This is a genomic window from Parabacteroides sp. PM6-13, assembly GCF_029892605.1.
In the GTDB taxonomy this organism is placed as follows: domain Bacteria; phylum Bacteroidota; class Bacteroidia; order Bacteroidales; family Tannerellaceae; genus QVMG01.
In genome coordinates this window covers 185303-203614 of the sequence record NZ_JARXWF010000003.1, presented here as the reverse complement: position 1 = coordinate 203614, position 18312 = coordinate 185303, and the positions used below count along the sequence as shown (strand labels likewise).

Genomic DNA, 18312 nt, shown 5'->3' with positions numbered 1-18312 from the left:
TTGCTAAAGTTTCTACTAAATACCATCACGTACAAAAAAAGACAAGGATTAACTTGTCTTTCTAAATATCAAATATGTAAAGGAACACTCCTATGTAAATACTCATCTTCCATAAATTGGATAAAAGCCCGATTGACCCGCATCACGCCGCCGGGAGTTGGGTAGTTACCTGAGAAATACCAATCGCCCGGATGATCGGGACAGGAGGTATGGAGCCCTTCCAATGTCTGATAAACAATCTCTACCCGTGCCTTCACCTCCGGCGGAGTAAGCAGTTCGACCATCTTGGCCGAGATCTCTTCATCCGAAAACGGCGCATAGATCTCTTTCACATAATTCACCACTTCATGGGTCGGCAGGCGATCCTGCAACTTCGCTTTATGATATACATCTTTTATCACCTGCGTCAGTCCCCTCTCTTCCAACAAGGCTATCGCCGCTTTGAAAGCGATAAACTCGCTCATACGCGACATATCAATCCCATAATAATCGGGATAACGCACCTGTGGAGAGGACGATACGATGATGATCTTCTTCGGATGCAACCTGTCCAGGATGCTGATAATGCTCTGTCGGAGGGTTGTTCCCCGCACAATGCTATCATCTATTACAACCAGATTATCGACAAAAGGTTCAAGACTTCCGTAGGTTATGTCATAGACATGCGCCGCCAGGTCGTTCCGGCTATTTCCTTCGGCAATGAAGGTGCGCAGTTTGATATCTTTGATCGCCACCTTCTCCGTACGCACCCGCATAGAGAGAATACGTTCCAATTCCTCCTCCTGCAACAGATGGTTGCGATCGGCGATCCACTCCTTCTTTCGTTTGTTCAGGTATTCGTCGAGTCCCTCCTGCATACCGAAATAGGCCACTTCCGCCGTATTGGGAATAAAGGAGAAAACCGTATGGTCAATATCATAATCGACCGCCTTCAGGATCGGTTCGACCAGGGTATACCCCAGCCGCTTCCTCTCTTTATAGATATCAACATCGCTACCCCGGGAGAAATAGATCCGCTCGAAAGAACAGGCCTGATTGGGTTGCGGCTCGACTATCTGTGACATCCGCACCTCGCCCGCCTTGTTGACAATAAGCGATTCGCCCCGTTTAAGTTCGTTCACCTCGTACGATTGCACATTCATCACCGTCTGAATAACCGGACGTTCGGAGGCAAGCACCACGATCTCATCATCCACATAATAGAAGGCAGGGCGTATACCCCAGGGATCGCGCACGCTAAACGACTCACCGCTACCGGTCAATCCGCAGATCACGAAACCTCCGTCCCAGCCCGGCACACAACGCTTCAATACATTCGACATATCCATCCGTCCTTCAATGGCATGCGTAATGTCCATACCGGTCAACCCTTCGGCTTCACCTTGCTGATACAAGCGTTCTACTTCGCGATCTAACCGGTGCCCCATCTGCTCGAGCATAATATAGGTATCCGAATATTGCCGCGGATGTTGCCCGATGGAGGTGATCTCCTCGAAGACATTTTCGACATTGGTCAGGTTGAAATTGCCGCATAAGGCCAGGTTCTTGGCCCGCCAGTTGTTGCGTCTGAGAAAAGGATGGATATAAGAGATGCCCGACTTGCCGGTCGTGCTGTAACGCAGATGCCCCATATAAAGCTCTCCGGCAAAAGGAAGATGTCGCTTGGCAAAAAGGGGATCGTTCAACTGTTCTTCCGTATAGTCTTTGTAATGACTGTGAACCGCCGCGAATATTTCCGGGATAGCCCCTGTGCCGATAGCACGTTCGCGAAACATATATTCTTCACCGGCGTTTGCCTCCAGCTTCACACAAGCCAAACCGGCGCCTTCCTGTCCGCGGTTGTGCTGCTTCTCCATGAGCAGGTAGAGCTTATTGAGTCCATACATCCAGGTACCATACTTCTCGTGATAATACTCCAAAGGTTTCAGTAAACGGACCATGGCCACACCGCACTCATGCTTCAATTCTTCCATGTTGAACAGTCTTGTTTTGTTTGCGTACGCAAAGGTACGGAATAATTCGTAAACTATCGCATTCTTGAGGTTGGGGCATACGCCTCAATAGCCTATTTTCAGTCAACCCCAAAATATCATTTTGATATTTCCGCGGGAGAATTTTTCCAAAATGGCAGGGGTTTTTAAAATTACTCCTGCGGGTAAACATTTGTTAACATTTGAAGTGTAAGCAAGAGGCACTCATTTTAACTAAAAATCACCCCTTGCTGCTTACACTTCAATTTTCAACAATCCTACCCAAATTAGGCAAAAAAAATCCCTATCTACTTCAGAAACGTACCAATCGCCTCTGCCGCTCTCCGCCCCGAATCGATAGCCCTAACCACCAAACTCGCCCCCAAGGTCACATCACCTGCTACAAAAACCTTGGCAACCGATGATTGATTGGGTTTTTCGGCCTTGACATTGCCACGCGCATCGTAGGCTACACCCAGTTTATCCAGCAATCCTTCATGCACCGGGTGCACAAAGCCCATCGATAAGAGCACCAGATCGGCCGGGATAATCTCTGTCTTCCCCGTCTCTTTCATCTCCATTTTCCCTTCTGCCGAGACACTCCATTCCACTTCGGCCACCTCCACGCCGATGAGTTGCCCGTTTTCGCCGAGAAAGCGTTTAGTAGCCAAACTCCAGCGGCGTTCGCAACCTTCCAGGTGTGAACTCGAGGTTTTTAATATCTGGGGATACATCGGCCAGGGAGTAGCATCGTTATAGCCCACCGGCGGCTGAGGCATGATCTCTATCTGCGTTACCTTCGCCGCTTTCTGGCGGTTCGAGGTTCCCACACAGTCGGAGCCTGTATCGCCCCCTCCTATCACCACTACCTGTTTTCCTTTCGCGGAGATACGTTCTTCCTTCGGGATATCCATCCCTGCGACCAATTGGTTCTGTTGTCGCAACAGCTCCAGAGCGAAATGCACCCCCTTGAGCGAGCGACCCTCGAGGGCGAGATCGCGCGGTTGCCCGGCCCCTATGCAGAGACAGACAGCATCGTATTCGTCCATCAATTGCTTCACCTTCAGCTCCTTGCCGACCGTTGTGTCGCACTTGAAAGTGATACCTTCGGCTTCGAGCAGAGCCAGGCGCCGGTCGATAATCTCTTTGTTCAGCTTGAAGTCGGGAATACCAAAACGAAGCAATCCGCCGGGTTTCTTATCTTTTTCGTAGACAACAACCGTATGTCCTTGCCTGTTGAGCATATCGGCAGCAGCCAATCCGGCGGGTCCCGAACCAACCACTGCTACCTTCTTACCGGTGCGGGTAGCCGGGGGACAAGGTTTGACATACCCCTCCAGGAAAGCATGTTCGGTCACTGCCGCTTCGTTCTCGCGGATGGTAACCGCTTCGTTTGTCAATGCCAACACACAGCTTTTCTCGCAGAGTGCGGGGCATACACGTCCCGTAAACTCAGGGAAGTTGTTTGTCGACGTCAAAATATAGTAGGCCTCTTGCCATTTCCCTTTATGGAGGACATCCTGGTATTCGGGCATCAGGTTGCCCAGCGGACAAGCCCAATGACAAAAGGGCACCCCGCAATCCATACAGCGCGAGGCCTGTAGGATGCGGTCTTCATTATTTAATGTTTGCTCGACTTCCGAGTAGTCATTTATTCGTTCAATCACAGGACGATATCCTGCCTCTTTTCTCGGTATACTTAAAAATGCTTTCTTCATACTTATTTAATTGAAAGTTGAAAGTTGAAAGTTGAAAGTTGAAAATGTATATCTTTGCTCCTATATATAACTAAAACCTTATACTTACATGGAAAATATCGTTGCTGTCAAATCTTACCAGTTTGCTTTACGGATCATAAAACTATACAAATGGTTATGTGCGGAAAAGAACGAGTTTGTTCTATCCAAACAAGTCTTAAGAAGTGGCACTGCCATCGGAGCTCTTATCAGAGAAGCCGAACATGCCCAATCCAAACCTGATTTCCTGAACAAAATGAACATTTCCTTAAAAGAAGCCAATGAAACCGGATATTGGTTGATGCTGTTGAAAGACAGTGAGTACATTTCTATTTCCGATTATAATTCTATCCATACCGATTGTTCTGAACTGATTCGCCTTTTAGCAAGCATTGTTAAGACGACGAAGAAACAGTTAAATAATTGAAAAGTGAAAGTTGAAAGTGATTACTTAATTGAAAGTTGAAAAGTGAAACCCTATCCATTTTCAACTTTCACTTTTCAACTTTCACTTAACTAATAATCACGTTCCACCTGCGCAATTTTGCGATTAATCGCCTCCATCTTCTCTTCTTGCAAAACTTTCTTGTACTCAATCGGAGTTACTTTGATGAAGTGTTTCAAATAGTTGTCCCAATCGTTCAGTATTCTTTTAGCAAGAGGGCTTTGCGTATGTTGTACATGGTTCGAGAGGAGTTGGAATAGTTCACGGTTGTCCGATTGGTCTTCAATCAATGACAACTCGACCATCTCCATATTACAGTTCGAGTCGAACGTACCGTCCATATCCAACACATACGCCAATCCGCCACTCATACCCGCGGCGAAGTTCTTACCCGTTTCACCCAATACGACGGTACGCCCACCGGTCATGTATTCACAACAATGATCGCCTACACCTTCAACCACTGCAATGGCTCCACTGTTTCGTACACAAAACCGTTCACCGACTTTCCCGTTGATATACACCTCACCCGAAGTAGCGCCATACAGTAAAGTATTGCCCACAATGATATTGTTCTCGGGAACGAAATCGGCATTCGTCGGCGGAACAAGGATAATCTTTCCACCCGACAAGCCTTTCCCCAGATAATCGTTCGATTCGCCTTCCAGGCGGAAGGTGATTCCCGATGAAAGAAAGGCGCCGAAACTCTGCCCTGCCGATCCGTTGAACTTTACGCCAATGGTATTTTCAGGTAAACCGGCGCCTCCATAATGCTTCGCAATCTCACCTGACAGCATAGCGCCTACGGAGCGATCGGTATTGGTGATGGTTTGTTTTATCTCGACTGCCAAAGCAGTCTTGATTGCCGGTTGTGCCTTGCGAATAAGTTCGCGATCAATAACCTTATCGATTTTATGTTCCTGGCTTTTGGTATGGCGGATATCATTCCCATCACCAGCGAAGTACATTGATTTATTTAAATCTAACTTTCTTATTTTTTCGCTTAATTCCATCGGTTTGAGTGCGAGCAAGTCACTACGTCCGATAATTTCATCCATACTCCGGAATCCCATTTCTGCCAGATGTTCACGTACTTCCTGCGCCAGGAATGTCATGAAATTAATGACGTATTCATGTTTCCCTTTGAAACGTGCCCGCAGCTTCTCGTCTTGGGTAGCTATCCCAACCGGACAGGTGTTCTGATGGCATTTACGCATCATCACACAACCGAGCACTATCAAGGCACTGGTAGCGAAACCGAACTCTTCCGCACCGAGCAATGCCGAAACGATAATGTCTTTACCACTTTTCAATTGTCCGTCGGTCTGCAGGCGCACAAAGCCACGCAGGTTGTTCATCACCAGGGTCTGTTGCGTTTCGGCAAGTCCCAGTTCGCCCGGGATACCGGCATGTTTGACCGAACTGATCGGACTGGCTCCCGTACCGCCTTCCGCCCCACTGATAATGATACGGTCGGCTTTGGCTTTGGCAACACCGGCGGCAATCGTGCCGACACCACTTTCGGCGACCAGCTTCACGCTGATCTCGGCTGTCGGGTTGATGTTCTTCAAATCAAATATCAACTGCGCTAAATCCTCGATCGAATAGATATCGTGATGGGGCGGAGGGGAGATCAGGGTAATGCCCGGGATGGAATGGCGTGTTTTCGCAATGACTTTATCGACTTTGAAGCCCGGAAGCTGCCCTCCCTCGCCGGGTTTCGCTCCCTGCGCCACTTTAATTTGCAATTCGTCGGCATTGACTAAGTATTCGGCTGTTACCCCAAAACGTCCCGAAGCGATTTGTTTGATGGCACTCCGGCGATTCAGTCCGTCTTCACCGGTCTGGAAACGGGCGGGCTCTTCACCCCCTTCTCCCGTATTACTACGTCCATGTATCTTGTTGAGTGCGATAGCGATAGCCTCATGCGCCTCTTTGCTGATAGAACCGAACGACATAGCACCGGTCACAAAGCGCCGGGTGATTGATTCAACCGGTTCGACTTCCGAGATATCAATCGGATTACGCTTGTATGTAAAGAAATCACGCAGGAAGACCGGATGTGATTTCTCGTCCACGATATGCGTATATTCCTTGAATTTCTCATAATCGCCCAGGCGGGTCGCGATCTGCAATTTACTAATCGTCTGCGGATTCCAGGCATGGTACTCTCCGTTTTTCCGATAGGTATAGAAGCCCCTGTTTTGCAACAAGGCATCCGTTTCGTTTGGGTTATAAAACGCGGAGAAATGATCGTGTAGGGTATCTTTGACAATATCGTCCAACTCAATGCCTCCAATACGTGACACCATTCCACGGAAATAGTTATCCAACAGTTTCTGACTTATCCCGACCGCCTCGAATATCTGCGCACCACGGTAGCTCCTCAAAGTAGAGATCCCCATTTTAGAAAGAATTTTCAACAGCCCTTTGTTGACCGCTTTGATGTAATTCTTCTCGGCAGTGTGGTAATCCAGTTGGATCTCATGCGAGTCGACCGCATGCTCCAAGATAGAAAAGACCATATAGGGGTTGATGGCTGTTGCCCCGAAACCAAGCAATAGAGCGAAATGCATTACTTCACGCACTTCGGCGGTCTCCACCACAATGGCGATTTGCATCCGCTTCTTTTTATTGATCAAATGGTGGTGCACCGCCGAAACGGCAAGTAAAGAAGGAATAGCTGCCTGCTTCGCATTTATGCCTTTGTCGCTCAGAATGACATAATTGTATCCTTCGTTTACTGCCTGTTCGGTTTGGGTGCAAATCGTACGGATGGCCTTCTCCATGTTTTCTTCCGCCTGGCCGTCTATATCAAAGAGCATCGGAATGGTTAATGTGCGGAAACCTTTGTAACCCAAATGCCGTAGGATATCCAAATCCCGGTTATTGATAACGGGTGTCTGCAGTTTCACCATTTTACATAATTCGGGAGAGGGCTCAAGCAGATTGCCCTCCTGCCTGCCGATATACAGCGAAAGCGACATAACCAATTCTTCCCGGATAGGGTCGATAGGCGGATTGGTTACCTGTGCGAACAACTGCCGGAAGTAATTGAACAAGCGTTGCGGCTTTTCAGACAATACCGCCAAAGGCGTATCATTCCCCATCGAGCCGATCGGTTCTTTGCTGTCGGTAGTCATTGGCAGAATAATCCGCTCCATATCTTCTTTGGAATACCCGAAGGCTCGCAATAGTTGCGACTGGTTCTCCACCTTATGCTTTACCGTTCTTCCCGAATGAATATCAGAGAGAATAATACGGTTTTTCGATAGCCATTCTTCGTAAGGATAGGCTTTCGCCAGGGTTTCTTTTAACTGGGCATCATACTGGATTGTACCTTCCTGGGTATCCACCATCAGCATCTTACCCGGTTGAAGCCGCCCCTTTTCTCTGATTTCCGAAGCTTCGAAAGGCAGTACTCCGGCTTCAGAGGCTACCACCATGACATCATTTTTTGTAATAAGATAACGGGCCGGGCGCAAGCCGTTGCGGTCGAGCATACCACCGGCATACCGTCCGTCGGTAAACAACAGCGTAGCCGGTCCATCCCAAGGTTCCATGATGATACTATGGTATTCATAAAACGCTTTGAGTTCGGGTGAAATCGGATTTTTATCATTCCAGCTTTCGGGCACCAGCATAGCCAGAGCGTGCGGAAGTGTTTTGCCCGACATCATCAGAAACTCCAACACATTATCCAACGAAGCACTGTCGCTCATCCCCGATTGAATAATCGGAGTTAAGAATGAAGAATGAAGAGTGAAGAATGAAGAATCACTATCATCATTCATCATTCTTAATTCATCATTCTTCATTTGAAAGTCTCCCAGGAGATTTTCGCGCGCCTCCATCCAATACCGGTTACCGCGAATGGTATTGATTTCACCGTTATGTCCTAATAGGCGGAAGGGCTGTGCCAAATCCCAGGTCGGAAAGGTATTCGTGCTAAAACGTGAATGCACCAATGCCAATCCGCTCGTGAAATAGGGACTGGTCAGATCCGGGAAATACTCACGCAACTGAGTCGATGTGAGCATGCCTTTATACACAATCCGACTGGTGGAGAGGCTGACGATATAGAAACTCCGCTTATCCTGTAAAGCTGATTGCAGAATGTTTTTCTCAATCTTTTTACGGGCGACATACAGCCTTTGCTCCAAATGATCGCCCGAAAGATCCTGATCGACCACAAAGATCTGCCTGATCAGTGGCTCGTTTGCACGGGATATCTCGCCCAGAATATCACTATTGACAGGCAGATCACGTACAGCCAGTAAATCCAAACCTTCCTGCGTCAATACATTCTTCAGCGTATCCATGCAAAGCTTGGCTTGTTCTTCATCCTGAGGCAGAAAAACCAAACCGGTTCCGTATTTCCCTCTCTCGGGAACAGGGATCCCCTGCAATAGAATAAACTCGTGCGGAATCTGAAGCATAATGCCTGCCCCATCGCCCGTCTTATTGTCTGCACTCTCAGCTCCACGATGGAGCATGTTTTCCAGTACTTGCAAACTCTTTTCAACTATATCATGCGATTTATTTCCGTGTATATCAATTACCAGTCCGACACCGCAGGCATCGTGTTCGAACTCGGGATTGTATAAGTTCTGTTGATTGTTTTTTTTCTTTTCCATATTACTTATTATGAGCGACAAATAACCCTTTCCGAAGGGTAAAGAAATCAAGGTGAAAACGTCAAGGTGTTTCTACCCCTGTCTTAATAGTATCACGACCCCGTCTTAATAGTATCACGACCCTGTCTTAATACTGTTTCGACAATACGTTAATACGCATATCGAAGAACCGTTCTCTTCATCTCCTTTTTATGACCTCTTTATGTCCTTCTTTCTTATCCCCAAATACTTCTTTTAGGAGCCTTAAATTCACCCTGTTTTTCTCTCTTTTTCTATCATTCTGAAAAGAGTAGATCAATATTATCTATCATTCTGCTACTTTTCCTAAAATCCTACCTGTCAATCTGACTCCTTTCTACCTAAGCCATGCTTACAAATAGGATCTGCATAGGGTGATCCTAGGGTGATCCTAGGGTGTAGCTTAGGTGTTGTAAGTTGGGGCAAAATCATCGAATAAAAAGCAGTTCCCTGTATTTCGGCAAGGTCCACATTTCATTGTCTACCGTCAGTTCGAGCTTATCGATATGATAGCGGATTTCATCGAAGTAAGGCGCTATTTTCTCGCAATAGACCAAGGCCTTTTCGCGTTCATCTTCTATCTTATTGGCTTGCTTACGGGCTTCCACCATCTCATCGACCTTCTTCTTAATAAAGTTCAGGTGATCGGCAATATCTTCGATAATCAATAAATCTTGCGAAGCAATCTTTGCCGCCTTCTCCTTATCATATAAAGCAAATATCTTGGAAACATTATCCAAGAGCAGACCTTGATAGCGGGTGGCAACGGGAATGATGTGGTTCAGTGCCAAATCACCCAGCACACGGGCTTCGATCTGAATCTTTTTGGTATATTGCTCCCACTTCACTTCGTTACGGGCATGTAATTCCCGCTCATTCAAGACACCTGTCTTGGCGAAAAGGTCAATCGTTTGCGAGGTGGTATAGGCATCATAAATAACAGGCACCCGTGTTTCGCAGTCTAATCCGCGCTTTGCCGCTTCGACTTTCCATTCGTCACTGTATCCATTGCCATCGAAACGAATCGCTTTCGAGTCCCGGATGTACATCCGAATCATCTGGAAGACGGCTTCTTCTTCTGATTTACCGGAAGCGATCAAGGCATCGGTTTCCGCTTTGAACTGTTTCAACTGTCCGGCAACAGCCGTGTTCAGTGCAAGCATGGCAGCGGCACAGTTGGCCGATGAACCCACGGCACGGAACTCGAAACGGTTGCCGGTAAAGGCAAACGGCGAAGTACGGTTACGGTCGGTATTATCGACCATAATCTCCGGAATGTAATTCAATGACAAACGCTTACCTGTCTTTTCGCTGAGTTCAATATCTTTGATACCCTTGCTCGATTCTATTTCGTCGAGTAAAGCCGAGATCTGTGAACCCATAAAGACGGAGATGATAGCAGGCGGTGCCTCGTTAGCTCCCAGACGGTGTGCATTGGTAGCCGATGAGATGCTGGCTTTCAATAAAGCATTATTCTTATAAACTGCCATTAACACATTGGCAACAAAGGTGATAAATTGCAGGTTCTCTTTCGCGTTTTTACCTGCTCCCAAGAGGTTGATGCCCGTGTCGGTACCCAATGACCAGTTGTTGTGCTTGCCCGAACCGTTTATCCCCTTAAACGGTTTTTCGTGGAGAAGCACCTTGAAGTTGTGGCGTTCGGCAACGATATCCATGGTAGACATCAATAAGAGGTTATGATCGACCGCCAGATTACATTCTTCGAAGATCGGTGCTACTTCAAACTGATTGGGAGCTACTTCGTTGTGGCGGGTCTTTACGGGAATACTCAACTTATAACATTCGTATTCCAGATCACGCATAAAGGCGCATACTCGTGTCGGTATGGAACCGAAATAATGGTCTTCCAGCTGTTGGTTTTTTGCACTTTCATGTCCCATCAGCGTACGACCTGTTAGCGCCAAATCAGGACGGGCATTATATAAGGATCTATCTACCAGAAAATACTCCTGTTCCCAGCCCAGATAGGAAAAGACCTTTTTAACGTTTTTGTCGAAGTAACGACATACATCGGTTGCCGCCTTATCCACAGCAGCGATCGATTTGAGCAGAGGTGTCTTGTAGTCCAGCGCTTCACCCGTATAGGAGATAAAAATAGTAGGAATACAAAGTGTATCTTTTACGATAAAAGCAGGAGAAGAAGGATCCCAGGCAGTGTACCCGCGTGCTTCAAACGTATTGCGGATACCGCCGGAAGGGAAGCTCGAAGCATCCGGCTCCTGTTGTGCCAATAGTTTCCCCGAGAATTCCTCAATCACTCCACCCTGTCCGTCGAAGTCAATAAAGGCATCATGCTTTTCAGCCGTACCATCAGTCAACGGGTGAAACCAGTGGGTATAATGTGTTGCCCCCATTTCCATCGCCCACATACGCATACCGGCAGCTACATGGTTGGCCACTTGCCTGTCCAGCGGTTCGCCTTTGTCAATAGCGCCTAATACTAATTTCAAAGTCTCTTTCGACAGGTATTTACGCATATTATTTCTGTCGAATACATACTTACCGAAGTATTCGGAAGCCTTAGGAGCCGGTGCCGATACTTCTACCGCTTCCCGTCCGGAAGCTTGTTTTACTGCACTAAATCTTAAATTTGCCATAGTTTACTTAATTGAAAAGTGAAAGTTGAAAAGTGAAAGTGATTAGTTAATTGAAAGTTGAAAAGTGAAAGTTGAAAGTGAGAAGTGAAGCAATCCATTTTGCTCTGCGCTCCGCTAAGCGATTTACAATTCAACTTTCAATTTTCAATTACTTAAGTATTATGTTATGTGCCAAACACTCGTCAATCATTTCCTCCGGCCAGATGCTGGCTTGCACTTCACCGATATGGGCGCAATGCAACAGGAACATGCAGAGGCGTGACTGCCCGATTCCTCCTCCTATGGACAAAGGGATCTTATCTTCCAACAGGCTTTTGTGGAATTGCAGTTCCTTACGCTCTTCGCAATCTCTGATCTTCAATTGGAGTAATAGGGCGGTTTTGTCGACACGTATACCCATAGAAGAGATCTCGAAAGCCTGCTCTAAGGTTGGGTTCCAAACAATGATATCACCGTTCAAGCCTTTATAGCCATCCCGGGTTGGTGTGCTCCAGTCGTCGTAGTCGGGTGAACGTCCATCGTGTATCTTTCCGTCGGGAAGCTCTCCGCCGATACCAATCAGGAAGATGGCTCCGTATTTTTCAGCAGCCTTGTTTTCACGTTCTTTTGGCGTAAGGGAGGGATATTCCTTTTGTAGGTCTTCCGTATGGATAAAGACGATATCCTCAGGCAGTGTAGGTTTTATATTTGGATATTGCCGGGATACATATTGCTCTGTATTCTTCAGTGCCTGATAAATCTTTTTGACCATCCCTTTTAGGAAATCCAGGTTCCGGTCGGAAGCGGTAATGGTGCGCTCCCAATCCCATTGGTCGACATAGAGCGAATGGAGGTTATCCAGTTCTTCATCAGCACGGATAGCGTTCATATCCGTATAAAGCCCTTTACCCGGCTCAATGCCGTAAGCTCCGAGTTTCATGCGTTTCCATTTCGCCAATGAATGAACGATTTCCGCCTTCTTACCTCCGACAGCCGGAATCTCGAACGAAACAGGGCGTTCTACCCCGTTGAGGTTATCATTAATACCTGTCCCTGCAAGGACAAATAAGGGTGCCGTCACTCGTCTCAGGTCTAATGCGTGCGACAGTTCATCTTGAAATTTTAGTTTTATCGCTTTTATTGCTTGTTCCATTTCTTCGGGAACCAGAGTAGGCTTGTAGCCTTGGGGAATTGTTGTCTTCATAATTATATAAATTGAAAATTGAAAATTGAAAGTTGAAAGTGAGAAGTGAAAGCAATCCATTTTCAACTTTCAACTTTCAATTTTCAATTACTTATTAGTTATAAGCTGTTTCACCATGTTCATATATATCCAAGCCTTCTTCTTCCACGCGTTTAGAAACACGGAGTCCAAAGAGCATATCTAATGACTTGAAAATGATGAAGCCCATTCCGAGCGCCCATATTCCGACAACGGAAGCTCCGAAGGCCTGTGCCCCGAGGAAGCTCCAACCCTGTCCGTAGAATAAGCCTTCGCTGGTAGAGAATAGTCCGGTCATCAACGTTCCGAAGACGCCGCAAACACCATGTACGGATGAGGCACCTACCGGATCATCGATCTTGAGAATACGATCGATAAACTCTACAGAGAACACCATCAGAATACCGGCCAGTATACCGATGATTAAAGCACCTACGGGAGAAACCATATCACATCCGGCTGTGATGGCCACCAGTCCGGCTAATATACCGTTCAGTGTCAAGGATAATGTTGGCTTTTTATAACGAGCCCATGCTGTTATAAGAGAAGCAAATCCACCTCCGCAGGCTGCTAAGTTGGTTGTCAGAAATACATGTGAGATAGCTACACGGTTCCCCTCTCCCGAGGCGGCTAATTGGGAGCCGGGGTTAAAACCGAACCATCCGAACCAGAGAATAAAAACACCCAGTGCGCCAATCGTTAAGTTATGTCCCGGAATAGCTTTCGACTTCCCGTCTTTTCCATACTTACCCATACGCGGGCCGACAATCCAAGCACCCACTAAAGCAATCCAGCCACCGACGGAGTGTACAATGGTTGATCCGGCAAAATCATGAAAAGTCGTTCCGAAGAGGTTCATCATGAAACTGCCTTCCTCGCCATTCATCAGCCAGCCGCCTCCCCAGGTCCAGTGCCCTGAGATCGGATAGATCAATACACTGATGCAAACGGTGTAAATCAGGTACATGTGGAATTTAGTCCGTTCGGCCATGGCTCCCGAAACAATGGTAGCGGCAGTGGCGCAGAACACGGTTTGGAAAACCAGGAATCCTTCAATAGGCAGATCCATTTCCAGGAAATCTATTTGAAAGAAATTCGGCGTACCGGCAAATGCGCCGGTTCCAAACATCAACCCAAATCCTACGGCAAAGAACAGAATTGATCCTAAGGTGAAATCGACAAAGTTCTTCATCAGAATGTTCGCCGTACTCTTCATACGGGTAAAACCGGCTTCAACCAAGGCAAAGCCCGGCTGCATAAAGAACACTAACATAGCCGCCAACAGCATCCAGACCGTATCGAGCGATAGAGCCAGATCAGCAATATTACTGAAGGACTCTATGGTTTCTGTTTCTGTCTCCGCCAGCTCCTGTGCGGAGAGTCCGGTTGTCATAAACAATAATAAGATCAATACAAACAGGCTTTTTATTCTTAAAGATATAGATCGTTTCATTTTGATTTGTTTTTAATAGTTGAACCCCTGTTTACTCTTCATGTTCCGCGTTATACAGGGCGATATCCCCCTGTTCGCCGGTACGGATACGTACGGCATCTTCCACCGGAATAACGAAAATACGTCCATCGCCTATCTCTCCGGTTTGTGCGGCCTCCTGTATGGCTGTTACGGTCTTTTTCACATTCTTATCACGTACAATGATACTGATCAGTATTCTCTCGATACTGCTGGTGTCGTACACAACACCACGGTAAATACGTCCCTGCCGGGCTTTCCCAACACCTCTTACGTCATAGTAAGAGAACCATTCGATGTTGATGGAATCTAATGCATCTTTGACATCATCGAATTTAGTTTTGCGAATAATTGCTTCAATCTTTTTCATCTTTTTGCCTTTTTAATGAATACTTAAAAACTAAGTCCAAATACGAGAAATATATCCTCTGCTTCTGGGTTTGCCAGAACTTGTGCGAACAGAGGTAATGAGAACCCGTCCGTAATACGGATTTCTTTTGAAGCTTTCAGTCCGATGTTGACAACGGCAAACCCGTCCGCATACATCCCTTCCCAGGGAGTAAGTCCGATTTCGGCTTCCAGACCAACCCCTTTTATACTAAATGGATAGCCCACTGAGACATACGTAGAATAGGCTCTTTCGCCGTCCGCTTTGTAGTAGTCCTCGCCGGCGAACATGGTGTTCCAGGAAAGAGAGAGTGGGAACTTTTCCACGGGCAATGAGTAGCTTAAGGAAGCTTCGAAGTGGTGTTCCGTCTTGTGTGCATCGTAGGTGAAGTATTTGTAGGCACCTTCACCGGCCCACCAGTAATCGGTGATGGCTACGGATAATCCACCAAGCTCATAGCCAAGAGTAAAATCGACTTCTTTGGCTGTTCCGGAGAAAGGAACGCTACCCCATGCGGATAAGGAGAATCCTCCAACCGTCAGGCCCATAGAAGGCTGGATAGCGGCACTTGTCTGATAGGCTCCACGCCACACGTAAGAGCTGACTAAATCGGCTCCCAGGTCGAAAGAGACTTTATTTTCCTTTTCTTCTTGCGCTTGCATACAGATAGGAAGAAGAAATAAAGAGGTGATAAAATATATTCTTTTCATTTTGATTATTCTTTTGAATATTAAACACTTAAACGATTGTCTTTGTGTTAGGAAAAGGCTGTACCTCTCCCTGTCCGGGAAGGATTACCCTTCCGGCTCGTATGGATGAAATGACATGCCGCGTTATTTCAATCCGCTGCTCTTTTTGTTGATATTCCCCTTAGCGGGGATTTTGTATGCGGGGATACAAATAGAAGTACAACATCATAATGTCGTGAATTTGAGATTAGCCTTCCATCTTTCTATTGCTTCGATGGTATTTTCTCTTGTGCCGAAAGCTGTCATGCGTACGAAACCTTCTCCATTTGTCCCGAATCCGACACCGGGAGTGCAAACGATTTGGCATTCATGCAATAAGGTATCAAAAAAGCCCCAGGAAGTAATCCCTTCGGGTGTTTTAGCCCAGATGTATGGCGCGTTTACTCCGCCGTAGGTCTCATACCCTAAAGCCTGTAAACTGCTTTTTATGATTCGGGCGTTCTCCATATAATAATCAATCGTCTGCCGGATCTGCTGTTTCCCTTCCGGGGAATAGGTCGCTTCGGCTCCGCGTTGAACAATATAGGCCGTGCCGTTGAACTTGGTCGATTGCCGACGGCGCCACAATGCATTCAAGGCGTGCAACTGTCCGTTTCTATCCTCTATCTTCAGCTCTTTCGGTACGATGGTATATCCGCAGCGTACACCGGTGAACCCGGCTGTTTTCGAGAAGCTCCGGAACTCTATCGCCACCTGCTTTGCCCCTTCTATTTCGTAAATGCTATGCGGCACATCTTCTTCGGTGATGAATGCTTCGTATGCGGCATCAAATAATATCAACGCTTTTTTCTCCAAAGCATAGTTGACCCAGCTCTTTAATTGCTCTCTTGTCAATGTCGTCCCGGTCGGGTTATTCGGATAACAGAGATAGATGACATCTACCTTTTTATCGGGAATAGCAGGTATAAACCCATTCTCCGGACTTGCCGGAAGGTAAACGATGTCGCGTCCGGCCATAAGGTTTGTATCCAAATAGACCGGATAGACCGGATCGGTGATCGCTACCCTGTTCTCTACACTCAATATGTCGCCGATGTTTCCGGTATCGCTTTTAGCCCCATCGCTCACAAACACCTCATCGCCATCCAGTTGAATGCCTCGTGTCTGGAAGTCATTTCTGATGATCGCATCAATCAGAAAGTCATACCCGCATTCGGGCGCATATCCCCGCAGGGTAGAGGCATCAGCCATTTCGTCAACAGCCTTGTGCATCGCCCGGATAACTGCCGGAGCCAATGGCCGGGTAATATCTCCGATACCCAGACTAATGACTTTTGCTTCCGGGTGTGCCGTTTTATAATGAGATACTTTTTTCGCTATCTCTGAAAAGAGATAACTTTCGGATAAGTTCAAGAAATGTTCGTTTATTAGTGCCATACTTTCTTAATGAAGAATGAAAAATAAAGAATGAAGAATTAAAGGTTTAGCAATTCGCCTTCGAAGACTGTAACGGCTTCACCGGTCATATAGACATGATTGTTTTGCGGATCCCACTCAATCTGTAACTCTCCTCCGGGAAGAGAGATGGTTGCTTTTCGTTCCAAGCGCCCGGTCAACACCCCGGCTACTAATACTGCACAAGCCCCGGTGCCACAGGCTTGTGTCTCGCCGGTACCACGTTCCCAGACCCGCACATTTGCCTTTTGAGGAGATAGGATCTCCACAAATTCGACATTTGTGCGTTCGGGAAACAGGTTTGATAACTCAATCTTTTTACCTATATAAGCCAAATCTATTTTTTCTATTTCATGACTGAAAATAACCGTATGGGGATTCCCCATGGATACACAGGTTATCTCATACTGTTCCGGGGCAAAATGAACGGGCTGGTCTACCACCCGCTCGCCTACCGCCACCACGGGAATATCCGCAGGGCAAAGAATAGGCTCACCCATATCGACACACACCCGTTTTACCTTTCCGTTCTCTGGAAACAACTGTAATTGTCGGATGCCGGCTTTTGTCTCCAACGACACCTCCGTCTTTTGCGTCAATCCCTTGTCAAAGACATATTTCCCTATGCAGCGGGAAGCATTCCCGCACATCTGCGATTCCGATCCGTCCGGATTAAACATCCGCATACGAAAATCGGCTACGTCAGATGGCATTATTAAAACCAATCCGTCGGAGCCGATCCCCTTGTGCCGGTTGCTGACTATAACAGCTAACCTATCAGGTCGTTTAACTTGCGTACTAAAACAATCTACGTAAACATAATCATTGCCTATTCCATGCATCTTCGTAAACTTCATTTTCACTCTGTTTTAGTTATTAGAATAACATAAAGAAACTAATACGGCGCAAATATGAGCATTTTATTCTTTTTACGCAAGTTTTTCAAGCTTTTTGTTTATTTTATTTTCATTTACCTATCATAACGTCACAATAAATAGCTTTCGGATAGCTTTTTGACAAAAGTGGTTCATCCGGCGAATACCTATTTGAATTCAGGCAGTGTAATGATGAAGGCGGGGCGGATCTTCATATTTTTGGAAGATTTTGGAAAGTTTGAAGAAATTGAAAGTTGAAAGTTGAAAATGGAAAATGAAGGAAAAGGAGGAAGGGGGAGACCGTCCGAAAACTACCTCGCAAGGCTTTTTTATTCGGGTACCTACCCGAGCGTGAATGCGAATAGGCGATTCTCCAGAGGATAAATTAAGTTTTCGGACGGCCTGGGGGGGCTTCAGATATTGGAAAATTTGATTCCCAAGGAGCGCTGCCAGCGCGATTCAACTTAGCCCATGGGTGACCGTAGGGAACCCTGGGTCGTTTAGGTTACACTAAATGGAACTCTGAAGGAGTGACTATTGAGTATTTGTATATATACAGTCGTTCTTTCAGAACTCCATTATTATTATACTCTGATACCCAGGGTTCCCTACGGTCACCCATGGGCTGGGTTGAATCGCGCTGGCAGCGCTCTGTGGGAATCCAATATTGGAAAGTTTGAAGGTGGAGAGCGCACTGCAAGCGCGAGATTATACATAACCGTATGCAAGCGCAGCGCAGCTTACGGTATAGCGACTCCCTGTCAATCAAGCGCCGCAGGTGCGAGATCTGTCATAATCCCGCCCCATGC

11 protein-coding genes are annotated in these 18312 nt (G+C 46.7%); 1 reads left to right on the top strand and 10 read right to left on the bottom strand.

Annotation, left to right across the window (positions count from 1 at the left end):
* Positions 1-68: 68 nt before the first annotated feature.
* Both M2134_RS04340 and M2134_RS04335 read right to left on the bottom strand, forming a co-directional pair.
* A complete protein-coding gene (locus M2134_RS04340; RefSeq protein ID WP_280749836.1) occupies positions 69-1973 on the bottom strand; it encodes an amidophosphoribosyltransferase in 1905 nt (634 codons plus the stop codon).
* A gap of 305 nt (positions 1974-2278) precedes the next feature.
* Positions 2279-3694 (bottom strand): glutamate synthase subunit beta, encoded by a 1416-nt coding sequence (locus tag M2134_RS04335; protein WP_280749957.1) that lies wholly within the window; start codon positions 3692-3694, stop codon positions 2279-2281.
* Between the two features lie 82 nt (positions 3695-3776).
* On the opposite strand from M2134_RS04335, the gene M2134_RS04330 reads away from it, so the two are divergent.
* Positions 3777-4133 (top strand): four helix bundle protein, encoded by a 357-nt coding sequence (locus M2134_RS04330; RefSeq protein WP_280749835.1) that lies wholly within the window; start codon positions 3777-3779, stop codon positions 4131-4133.
* Positions 4134-4222: 89 nt separating this feature from the next.
* Here the strand turns inward: M2134_RS04330 and gltB are convergent, their stop codons facing one another.
* From gltB to dapF, 8 genes are all read right to left on the bottom strand, one after another.
* On the bottom strand, positions 4223-8788 hold the full coding sequence (gene gltB / locus M2134_RS04325) for a glutamate synthase large subunit (RefSeq protein WP_280749834.1): 4566 nt from the start codon (positions 8786-8788) through the stop codon (positions 4223-4225).
* 446 nt (positions 8789-9234) lie between these two features.
* Positions 9235-11424 carry a glutamine synthetase III gene (locus M2134_RS04320; protein WP_280749833.1) on the bottom strand — a complete coding sequence of 730 codons (2190 nt, stop codon included), beginning with the start codon at positions 11422-11424 and terminating at the stop codon, positions 9235-9237.
* Between the two features lie 148 nt (positions 11425-11572).
* Positions 11573-12607, bottom strand: a complete 1035-nt coding sequence (gene asnA, locus M2134_RS04315) for an aspartate--ammonia ligase (protein WP_280749832.1) — start codon at positions 12605-12607, stop codon at positions 11573-11575.
* 94 nt (positions 12608-12701) lie between these two features.
* Positions 12702-14078, bottom strand: coding sequence for an ammonium transporter (locus M2134_RS04310; protein ID WP_280749831.1), 1377 nt, complete (start codon positions 14076-14078; stop codon positions 12702-12704).
* A 31-nt stretch (positions 14079-14109) separates the two neighbouring features.
* Positions 14110-14466 carry a P-II family nitrogen regulator gene (locus M2134_RS04305; protein ID WP_280749830.1) on the bottom strand — a complete coding sequence of 119 codons (357 nt, stop codon included), beginning with the start codon at positions 14464-14466 and terminating at the stop codon, positions 14110-14112.
* A 23-nt stretch (positions 14467-14489) separates the two neighbouring features.
* Positions 14490-15194, bottom strand: coding sequence for a hypothetical protein (locus M2134_RS04300; RefSeq protein WP_280749829.1), 705 nt, complete (start codon positions 15192-15194; stop codon positions 14490-14492).
* A gap of 204 nt (positions 15195-15398) precedes the next feature.
* The gene (locus tag M2134_RS04295; RefSeq protein ID WP_280749828.1) at positions 15399-16610 is read right to left on the bottom strand and encodes an LL-diaminopimelate aminotransferase; all 1212 of its coding nucleotides are present in this window, start codon (positions 16608-16610) and stop codon (positions 15399-15401) included.
* A gap of 38 nt (positions 16611-16648) precedes the next feature.
* Complete coding sequence (gene dapF / locus M2134_RS04290; protein WP_280749827.1) at positions 16649-17485, bottom strand: diaminopimelate epimerase; 837 nt, start codon at positions 17483-17485, stop codon at positions 16649-16651.
* Positions 17486-18312 lie beyond the last annotated feature (827 nt).

What these genes read in the sequence shown, in the direction of transcription:
- M2134_RS04340 (WP_280749836.1), bottom strand. Translation starts at nt 1,973, where the DNA reads ATGGAAGAATTGAAGCATGAGTGCGGTGTGGCCATGGTCCGTTTACTG.
- M2134_RS04330 (WP_280749835.1), top strand. Translation starts at nt 3,777, where the DNA reads ATGGAAAATATCGTTGCTGTCAAATCTTACCAGTTTGCTTTACGGATC.
- gltB (WP_280749834.1), bottom strand. Translation starts at nt 8,788, where the DNA reads ATGGAAAAGAAAAAAAACAATCAACAGAACTTATACAATCCCGAGTTC.
- M2134_RS04320 (WP_280749833.1), bottom strand. Translation starts at nt 11,424, where the DNA reads ATGGCAAATTTAAGATTTAGTGCAGTAAAACAAGCTTCCGGACGGGAA.
- asnA (WP_280749832.1), bottom strand. Translation starts at nt 12,607, where the DNA reads ATGAAGACAACAATTCCCCAAGGCTACAAGCCTACTCTGGTTCCCGAA.
- M2134_RS04310 (WP_280749831.1), bottom strand. Translation starts at nt 14,078, where the DNA reads ATGAAACGATCTATATCTTTAAGAATAAAAAGCCTGTTTGTATTGATC.
- M2134_RS04305 (WP_280749830.1), bottom strand. Translation starts at nt 14,466, where the DNA reads ATGAAAAAGATTGAAGCAATTATTCGCAAAACTAAATTCGATGATGTC.
- M2134_RS04300 (WP_280749829.1), bottom strand. Translation starts at nt 15,194, where the DNA reads ATGAAAAGAATATATTTTATCACCTCTTTATTTCTTCTTCCTATCTGT.
- M2134_RS04295 (WP_280749828.1), bottom strand. Translation starts at nt 16,610, where the DNA reads ATGGCACTAATAAACGAACATTTCTTGAACTTATCCGAAAGTTATCTC.
- dapF (WP_280749827.1), bottom strand. Translation starts at nt 17,485, where the DNA reads ATGAAGTTTACGAAGATGCATGGAATAGGCAATGATTATGTTTACGTA.